The 8,517-nt window shown below is 56.9% G+C and carries 8 protein-coding genes and 1 pseudogene; 1 reads left to right on the forward strand and 8 read right to left on the reverse strand.

Annotated elements, in window-relative coordinates; genetic code table 11:
* The 6 genes and pseudogenes from L248_RS16070 to L248_RS08725 form a co-directional block, all read right to left on the reverse strand.
* Positions 1–288: DUF805 domain-containing protein (locus L248_RS16070; protein ID WP_196812015.1), on the reverse strand; the 288-nt coding region annotated here is incomplete at its 3' end.
* Between the two features lie 44 nt (positions 289–332).
* On the reverse strand, positions 333–821 hold the full coding sequence (locus tag L248_RS08705; RefSeq protein WP_022529812.1) for a DUF805 domain-containing protein: 489 nt from the start codon (positions 819–821) through the stop codon (positions 333–335).
* A 151-nt stretch (positions 822–972) separates the two neighbouring features.
* On the reverse strand, positions 973–2,211 hold the full coding sequence (locus tag L248_RS08710; RefSeq protein WP_040535814.1) for a hypothetical protein: 1,239 nt from the start codon (positions 2,209–2,211) through the stop codon (positions 973–975).
* Positions 2,208–3,122 (reverse strand): preprotein translocase subunit YajC, encoded by a 915-nt coding sequence (gene yajC / locus L248_RS08715; protein ID WP_022529814.1) that lies wholly within the window; start codon positions 3,120–3,122, stop codon positions 2,208–2,210. Before yajC ends, L248_RS08710 begins: the two co-directional genes overlap by 4 nt.
* A complete protein-coding gene (locus tag L248_RS08720) occupies positions 3,119–3,811 on the reverse strand; it encodes an ATP-binding cassette domain-containing protein (RefSeq protein WP_022529815.1) in 693 nt (230 codons plus the stop codon). The genes yajC and L248_RS08720 overlap by 4 nt, the downstream gene beginning before the upstream one ends.
* A gap of 707 nt (positions 3,812–4,518) precedes the next feature.
* Positions 4,519–5,927 (reverse strand): annotated as a pseudogene (locus L248_RS08725) (MFS transporter).
* A 140-nt stretch (positions 5,928–6,067) separates the two neighbouring features.
* On the opposite strand from L248_RS08725, the gene L248_RS08730 reads away from it, so the two are divergent.
* Positions 6,068–6,961: an ROK family protein gene (locus tag L248_RS08730; RefSeq protein WP_040535817.1), complete on the forward strand. Its 894-nt coding sequence runs from the start codon at positions 6,068–6,070 to the stop codon at positions 6,959–6,961.
* On the opposite strand, the gene L248_RS08735 is transcribed toward L248_RS08730, so the two are convergent.
* Together L248_RS08735 and L248_RS08740 are read right to left on the reverse strand one after the other, a co-directional pair.
* Positions 6,942–7,205, reverse strand: coding sequence for a hypothetical protein (locus L248_RS08735; protein WP_022529819.1), 264 nt, complete (start codon positions 7,203–7,205; stop codon positions 6,942–6,944). The genes L248_RS08730 and L248_RS08735 overlap by 20 nt on opposite strands.
* A 21-nt stretch (positions 7,206–7,226) precedes the next feature.
* Positions 7,227–8,234, reverse strand: coding sequence for a sodium:calcium antiporter (locus tag L248_RS08740; RefSeq protein ID WP_022529820.1), 1,008 nt, complete (start codon positions 8,232–8,234; stop codon positions 7,227–7,229).
* Positions 8,235–8,517 lie beyond the last annotated feature (283 nt).

Genomic DNA, 8,517 nt, shown 5'->3' on the forward strand with positions numbered 1-8,517 from the left:
AGGCACGAGGATTGCGACACTGTAGCCAAAGAATAGAATCAACGGGACAATGGTGGTGAACATCAGAGAGGGGGCGGCATGCGGATCATTAACGATCCGCATCAAGCTGGAGAGCAGGCCGCCCGCCATCCAGAAGAATAACCCGAGGAGAATCACGGTGTTGGTGAGAAACATCCACCAATACTCCGACCGGCGGCTGGTCCCGCGGAAGTCGACGTAGTGGGTGAAAAAGAGTTTAATGGCACCCAGAAACCCGGTGCGCTGAGGAGCAGACATCGTATGATCCATGGTGATGACCTCCTTTAGAGGCAATCGGTCTGGTTCTGACAGCGTTAAGACGCCTCAGGGCCAGGCTTGGTGAGGATGTAGAGAGAAAATGCGAGTACCGTGAGCGCAATCAGCAGCAGGACACCATTGTAAGCAAATAACTGCGCAGTTACTAGCACTAGGGGACCAAAGTAGAGCAGCAGCCACCAGCCAGCGAAGCCGGCATCCCGGAACCGCCGTACCGTTAGGGAGAGTTGCGGGATCAGGGTGATGAGGAACGCCGCAATCGCAATCGTGGTCCACACCGGCGTGGCGCGGAACCAATAAGGGATAATCGCCAAGGCATTCGGTCCCCGGTGGGCGGGCAGACGGATATTGGCGGTGTTCCAGCGCACGACCAGCATGGGTAGCGTGACGATGAATTCCAACCCGACCATGGCCCACCAATACTCGGACACACTGCTGCGCCCAGAAAAGTTGAATGCGTTAGTAAAAAACAACTTGAGTGCCTGCCCGGAGTGGACTTTTTGGGGCAGTTTGACGTTGACAGCCATTGAACTCGCTTCCTTTGGGAGAAAACCAGAGACAAACCAGCAGCCCAGTGATGCGGCATCTTTTATTCGTGATTATTATAGGTCAGCGCTGGCCGGGATATACCATGAGGTGCTCAAAGTGACAAAATTGTTAGTTGTGCCCGGCCATGGGTTACAGCGAGGCAGGGCTTTTCTGGGAGGCCAGGTGAATGCGCTGAAGCCGATGAACGATCCGGCGCCATTCTGTGATCAGGATAATCAGCAGTAACAGACCAACACACCACCAGCCCAGATTAATGAAGACGGCCGGTGCTTGCAGGGCATCGCTCCCTGCTTGTTCTTGGGCAATGCCCGTCACAATGTCGTTCAAATGGAAGTAAGTCAGCGGGAGGCCGGGAATTGGCGGGGTGATCAGGGAGAGACCAACCACCAGGATTGTGCCCAGGATGGTCAGCCAGCCGTTGCGCAGCAGCATGCTGAGGATGATCATCACCAGCGTGAGAAACACAGTCAGCAGGAAGAGCAGGCTCAGGGTATTCGTTAGATACTGGCTCAGGGGCATAATGGCCTCTTTGCTGCCGAAGCCGTCGGGATTTTGGTAACTGAATACCGGGTAGCGGCCGTCACCGAAACCGAATAGCAGACCAATCCCCAACGTGACGGCCAGCAGCGGGACAAAGACGACTTGGATCATGGTGGTCAGCATCATGCCGAATTGGATGCCCACTTGGGCAGGAAAAGGCTCATCTTGCAGTGTCAGCCAATGGCTGTGGGCCCGTTTATGGGCGAGTTCCTTGGCCAGCTGACCGCCGCTGAGCAGGACACCAAAGGCCAGGAGAAGCGCAACGACGCCGTTTGACTGTAGGAGCGACCAAAGAAACGGCAGCGCTTGGACATAAAAATGCGGATTATTACGCATTACCCATTGCTTGTCTGTGTCAGACAACTTATCCAAGTCTCCCGCAACAGGCACGATGACCAAACTATCGGGGAACATCGGGGTGATGTTCTTCTGGCGCATATAGCGATACTGGTCGTAGGTCCGGGCGAAGGCATCGCTCAGGGCGCCGGACGCCGTGCGCGCATATAAGCGCACGCCGAATCCGGGAATTTCACGTGTGCCCTGACCGTTCAGGACGACGTTAACGGCCACGCTTTTGAAGAACCAATCGTGATAGGCGGCCTCGGATTTCTGAAAACTGGTCAGTTCGGAACGGCCCAGACTGTTTTCATTAGGATACCTCTTCTTCAACTGGGTACTGTAATCTTGTACAAATACGGATTGGTTATGCTTTTGCACGCCAAACCCAACGGCCAGACTGATTGTGATCAGCAGGGCCACGATCCCCACAGGCCAAACCCGCCGCCGTTTGAGAAACTCAAACCGGATAAACGTCATGATCTTTCTCATCGCTGCCGCCCCCATTTCTCTGCATACGTTGTGACCAACAGTAAGATGCCGTACATTGGAATAAACCAAAGCAGGCTGATACCAATTTCCTGCACCCAGACGATCCAGTAACTCTGGCCCGTCCCCGGTACGATGGCGTGCCAGGGTGTGGTACCGCTAAGCAGCGGCGTGCCCAACCACTGGCCAGCAAGCCAGCCGGCGGCATTGCTGAGGGTGAGAAAGGCCAGCCAGCTCAGGACCGCCCAAAACCAATTGGCCAGGGCCCAGCGCCGCCATGGTTGAACGGTGGTCGCCATGAGGTCCGCATTGTTGGTGAAGAGGGCGGTTACCCAGGTCGTGGAGAGCAGGGCAACGCCCAGCAAGACGGCTAATGGCTGGGCCAGCCAAGATTGCCAGCTGACCAGGAAACCGACAGGCTGGGTGGTATAGTGGGTGTCCTCCAATGCCCAGCCGCGCGCCAGCATCGTTTGATACAATTTTGTTTGGGCCGTGAGCGTGTGATGATCTTGCAGCAGCACGCGGTGTAACGCATTGTCGAAGGCGATGGTGCGGGTGTTGGCGGCAATCACGGCCCGTAAATAGCGCGGCGTACTGCGGTCTTCGACGGCTTGCTGCTGGGCGTCGAGGGCATCGCCGATCGGGACGGCTAAAGCCATGTCCTTCTTGGCCTCGGCTTTACGGTCAGCCGTTTCTAAATCATCGGCGATGGTTTGCCGGTAACCGCCGATCAGTTGCGAAAGAATCTCGTCATTACTCTGAATATGGTTGAGCAGCTCCTGCCGGTACTGGTCGACCCCCACTTGGGAAAACCAGAAAAAGAGTCCCACTAACACGATCGCCAGGACCGGCAGACCCCAGGCAAAGCCGCTGCGGTGCAGCCGCCGCCACTCGAACCCAATCAGCGTCCTCATTTGTCATGGACACCGAATAACGCGGCATATCGTTGTTCGGCGGTCTCATCAGCGGCCAAGTGTTCGAAGCGTAACGCGTGGTCTACGACGAAGAAGATGTCCCGGGTGACCCGCATCAGCTCATCCAGGTTGTGGGAGGAGATCAATGCCGTCTGGCCGTCGGCTTTGGCCTGATTCAATGCTTCCCGAACGATGATCAAGCTGGTGGGATCGAGGCCGTTGAGCGGTTCGTCCAGCAGCATCAGTGGCCGGTCCACCACCAGCGCCATGGCCAGCAGCAGCCGCTGCTTCATGCCCAGTGAATAATGGCGCACCCGTTTGTCCAGGTAAGACGTCATCTCCAGTTTGTCCGCAATCGGCGCAATGGCTGTGCGTGGAATGTGGTGGGTATCGGCCACGAAGTTGATGTGTTCCCGCCCGGAGAGGTACGGGTACAGGACCGAATTGTCTTGAAGAAAGGCAACGTGGTCAAAAACGTTTTTGGCCGTATTCAAGCCGCCATACAAACTGATTTTGCCCGCTTGCGGCTGCAGCAAGCTGCTGATCAGATTCAGCAGCGTCGTTTTCCCCGACCCATTGGGCGCCACCAGGCCATAGAGTCCCGGCTGCTCGATTTTAAGAAATGCGTGGCTGAAAACAGGCTGTTTGCGCCAGCCAAAACTGAGATCGTCAATCGTCAAAATGTCCATGATAGCATCCTCCCCGAGTATCTTTTGGCCTCAGTATACCACCCGCGGATTCGCTTTCATAATCAAAACACTTATGACGCGATTTTAAAAATGGGGGGGTGATGAGAGCACAAATTACCTTTAGGAACCGTCCTTACGGCAACTGATGACCGATATACACGCCAACAAAATGACAGAAAATAAAGAAAGGGACTGGGACAAAATTCATATTCCGCCATTCCAAGTGCCAACCCGTTTTGCCGGAGCTTGCGGAGCTTTGGCACGGCGTCGAGAGAGAATTTTGTCCCAGTCCCGGACCGGCTGGCACGGTCACGGTACAAAAAAGCAAAGACCCTCACCGCGCACTTGGCGGTGAGGGTCTTTGCATGTCGTTCAGCGGCTGGGGGGAGGCCAGTGCTGAACTGTCGGATAGTTGGGGGAGGAAAATCATCATGAAGAAAAGTTGGTTGTGTGCTTGCTACTGTTGTTGGGGGTTGAGTAGAGGACTTACGGTTAGCTGCCTCTCTCTCAACAATTTAAATAGTACAGGACAAATGCGAAGATTTTGTGATGGAAAAATGCCTCAACCAAGAAATTACAGGCGCGCGCTTCGCGCTTGCCTTTTTTGTGAGATGGGCTGTGTCGTGATGGGGCGCATGGGCATGTACGACAGGCCCTCTAAAGTTTCAACAGTATATTGGCGTCGACGTTTTCGCGCGATGTCAAAGTCAGGCCGTTTTCTTGGCTGGGCCGGCGGGGAGGGTGAGGGCGATGAGGGCGCCGATGATGCCGACTAGGGCGAAGATGGCGAAGGTGTATTGGAAGCCGATGATTTGGCTGCCAATGGGGCCGTGCTGCAGGTTTTGGTTGGTGAACAGCGTCAACAGCGCCGTCGCAATGGCGACGCCGGCGGAACCGAAGAGCTGGCGGGCGGTGGTGGTGACGGCGGTGGCGTGGGCGACCAGGGCTTCAGGCAAGTCATTGGCGCCCATGGTGACGCTGGGCATCATGACGAAGGCGTTGCCGCTTTCAATGAAGGCCGCCATGATGATCGAAAGGACCAGCAGCTGCTGGCTGGCGGCCCAGATCATGGCGGTCATACCGACGATGATCAGTCCCTGCCCAATAAGGATGACCCACTTACCGCCCATCCGGTCCAGCAAGTGGCCGCTGATGGGGTTGAGCAGAGCTAAGACGACCGCAGCCGGCACCATGGCTAGCCCGGAGACCAGCGCGGACGTCCCCAGCACGTTTTGGTAATACAGCGGCATCAAGATGGTGGTCACAATCAGCGCCACGTAGGAGATGCCGGTGAGAAAGACGGACTTGGTGTAGATCCGGCTGGTAAAGACGCGCAGATTCAATAGCGGCGGGTCCCGGTGCAGCTGGCGGTAAATGAACCAAGCAATGGCGATGATGCTGGCCACAAGCAACCCGGCCAATAACGGCCACTGGGGATGGGCGGAGACGCTTTCTGTCAGAACGTACAGGACACCGATGAAGCCGAGGCCTAAGGCGACAGAAAGACCGTCAATCGTGCTCGGGGATTGGCCAACAACATTCTTGATCGCCCAGGGCGTGAGCAGCAGCACGATGGCCATGACCACCAGGAAGAGGACAAACAAGCCGCGCCAGCTGGTGAAGTTCAAGACACCCCGGAAACGATGGGGCCCACTGCCAGCGCACTGCCCATGATCAACCCGGCCAACCCCATGACGCTGCCGCGCCGGGCTGTGGGGGTAATAATCAGCAGGACACTCTGGTACGACGGGAAGATAATCCCCACGGCGACGGCTTCCAGCATCCGGCCCAGGACCAGAAGCCAGAAGGTCGGAGCAACGATGCAGAGAACAGTGCCGGCGCTGAAAATGAGGACGACGCCGACGAATAATTTCTTGAAGGGAACGTTATGTAAGAGCCATGGACTAGTGGGAATCAGTAAACACATGACCAGCATGAATCCGGTGGTGAGCCACTGGACCATGCTGGCCGGGATGGCAAATTCGCGCATGAGCGTGGGGTACGCCGTGGACAAAGACGATTGACTGATGGACATGCCGAAAGTACCCAGCAGAAGCGTGGTAATGAACGCCAGACGCTGCCGGCCGTCCGTCAGTTGAATATCGTGTGCAGCCATGAAAATCACCTCAATTCCAGAATAGGCCACTTTCTCTCTGCATACAATAATGATTCTAAACTGGTAGCGGTCTCAATCAATGCAAACGGCTTCACGAGCTGGTAGAATATAGCTATTGAATGGAAAGTGAGGCAAACAATATGGCAGATCTGGTGGTGATCGACGTTGGCGGGACGTCGATCAAGTATGGTGTCATGCATCATGACCAGTTGGAGAACGAAGGCAGCGTGGCCACTCCGCCCACGCTGGCAGAATATTACACAGCAATGACCGCCATCGTGGACCAGGCCCGGACAAAGTATCAGCCCATGGGGGTGGCCATCAGTACACCGGGGGCGGTGAACAAAAAAACTGGCGTCATTGAAGGCGCCAGCGCAATTCCCTATATTCATAACTTCCCCATCGTGCCGGAACTGACGCGCCGCTTCAACCTGCCCATCAGCTTGGAAAACGACGCCAACTGTGCGGCCTTGGCCGAGTTGAGCAGCGGGGCCGGGGCAGACGTGGAGAACATGCTCTTCATCGTTATCGGGACCGGCATCGGCGGCAGCGTCATCGTCAATAACCGGGTGATCCACGGCCGCCACTTGTTCGGCGGTGAGTTCGGCTACATGCTGGTGGACGACAAGAATACTTTGAGCGATGTGGCGTCGCCCGTCCACATGGCCCGCCGCTACACGGCCCGCAAGGCCGACGGGAAGAAATATGACGGCAAGACCGTCTTTGCTTTGGCCGACCAAGGCGATGCTCTAGCCAAGGAAGAGACCGGCATCTTCTTCTCGTCCCTGGCCCGAGCCATCTTCAACCTGAGCTACGCCTTCGATCCGGACAAAGTGGTCTTAGGCGGCGGGGTATCCCAGGCCGACTGGCTGATTCCCACATTAACGACATACATGCAGGCAGTGAAAGAAAAGGTGGGCATTGCCCCCTGGCTGCCGGAATTGGCCCTGGCCCACTACCGCAGCCAGGCCAACTTGATGGGTGCCGTCGTGGACTTCCGCCAGCAATATCCGGCTACGGCATCACCACAATAAAGACTAACGTTAATGCACCAACGACGGCGCCCAGCAAGATGAGCACTAACCGCCGTTGGTGCTTTTCTTCACTCACATGCAGGGTGTACAGGACCGTGGCGAGAAAGATAGCAATGAGGGCGGCCAGGAGCAAAGTGAAGCCGTGATACAAGGGATTAGAAACGATCAAAGCAGCGACCAGGCTGGCGACACCGAAGACAGCACTGGCGGCGAACCAGCCGAGGGGATGAGCAGATGCAGGCATGCAGGGAACTTCCTTTCTTACTTATAAAGCGACCACGTAAGCCGCCACGTAAACCAGGTACACGATGACGAGGACTGCGCCCTCCTTGTTGTCGATCTCGTCCCGGGAGCCGTCGATGATGAACCAGCCGACGAGCAGGAGAACGAGGAGCAGGGCGGGGAAGGTGACGAAGTAGAAGACGGTGGGCAGGTAGATGGTGGCGGGAGAGAACGCAATCGTCAGGCCGTTCACCAGCAGCAGGTTCATCACGTTGGCACCGATGATATTGCCCAGCGCCAGCCCGCCGAAGCCGCCCTTAGCGGCGTAATAAGCGGTGATCAGCTCCGGGAAGCTGGTGCCCAGGGCGACGACGGTCGCGGAGATGATGGCGTCACTGATATTCAACTGGTGGGCGATCTCCGTGCTGCTGTCCACCAGCGCGTTGGCACTAACGGCAATGATCAGCCCGGCCCCGATGATCCACAGAATGTGCATCCAGGCCGGCTGGTGCGTCCGCTCCGGCTCCGCCACCGGTGCGGCCCCCGCCCGCTTGGCCTTGTCCGCCTTATTCTGACGGATGATGAGGTACAAGTAGCCGGGAATCATCAGCAGGAACACGATGCCGACCCAGCGGGGAATATACCCCCGGCCGCTCATTAGGGTCAAGGAAGAAACGAAGATCATCAAAAGCGACGCGGTGAGCAGCAGCTGGACCCGGGAAAGGTTGTGTCGAGCCACGGGAATCGTCCCGGCCAGCGCCCCGACCCCCAGCACCACGCTCATGTTGGTGATGACGGAACCGGTGGCGTTGCCGACGGAGAAGTCAGTGACGCCTTGGAATAGAGAGAAAATAGCGATGGCGATTTCGGCCAGGCTGGTGCCCAGGGCAACGACAGTCGCCCCGACCACAACGTCCGAGATGCCGGCTTCGCGGGATAAGTGAATGGCATGGTCCACCAAGATATCGGCGGCGCGGGTCAAGAGAACGAGTGTCAAGATCAGAATCACGATGAGTCCCCACATGGGGAGACTGGTGATAAATGCGGTCATGGCGGCACTCCTTTATTGGTTTTAACCTTCATTATATCATGGCCGGTACGGCGTTGCGCTTCGCGCGTCCGCCTCGTGGTTCAGAGAGGCAGATTTGCGAGACCCGGCGATTTGGGCCCTGCGGCTGGCTGGGCGTGGAACGTAGCCGGCACAGCTTTGAGTCTTTTTGACAAAGTGCGTCAAAAAGTCTCAAAGTCTGGCCTTGGTCTAAGCGGGCAAAGTGCGCCCGCTAAGACCAACTTGGCCACTGACGCCCGCCAGCCTCCGGGCCCAAATCGCCTAC

Source organism: Schleiferilactobacillus shenzhenensis LY-73, assembly GCF_000469325.1.
In the GTDB taxonomy this organism is placed as follows: Bacteria; Bacillota; Bacilli; order Lactobacillales; family Lactobacillaceae; genus Schleiferilactobacillus; species Schleiferilactobacillus shenzhenensis.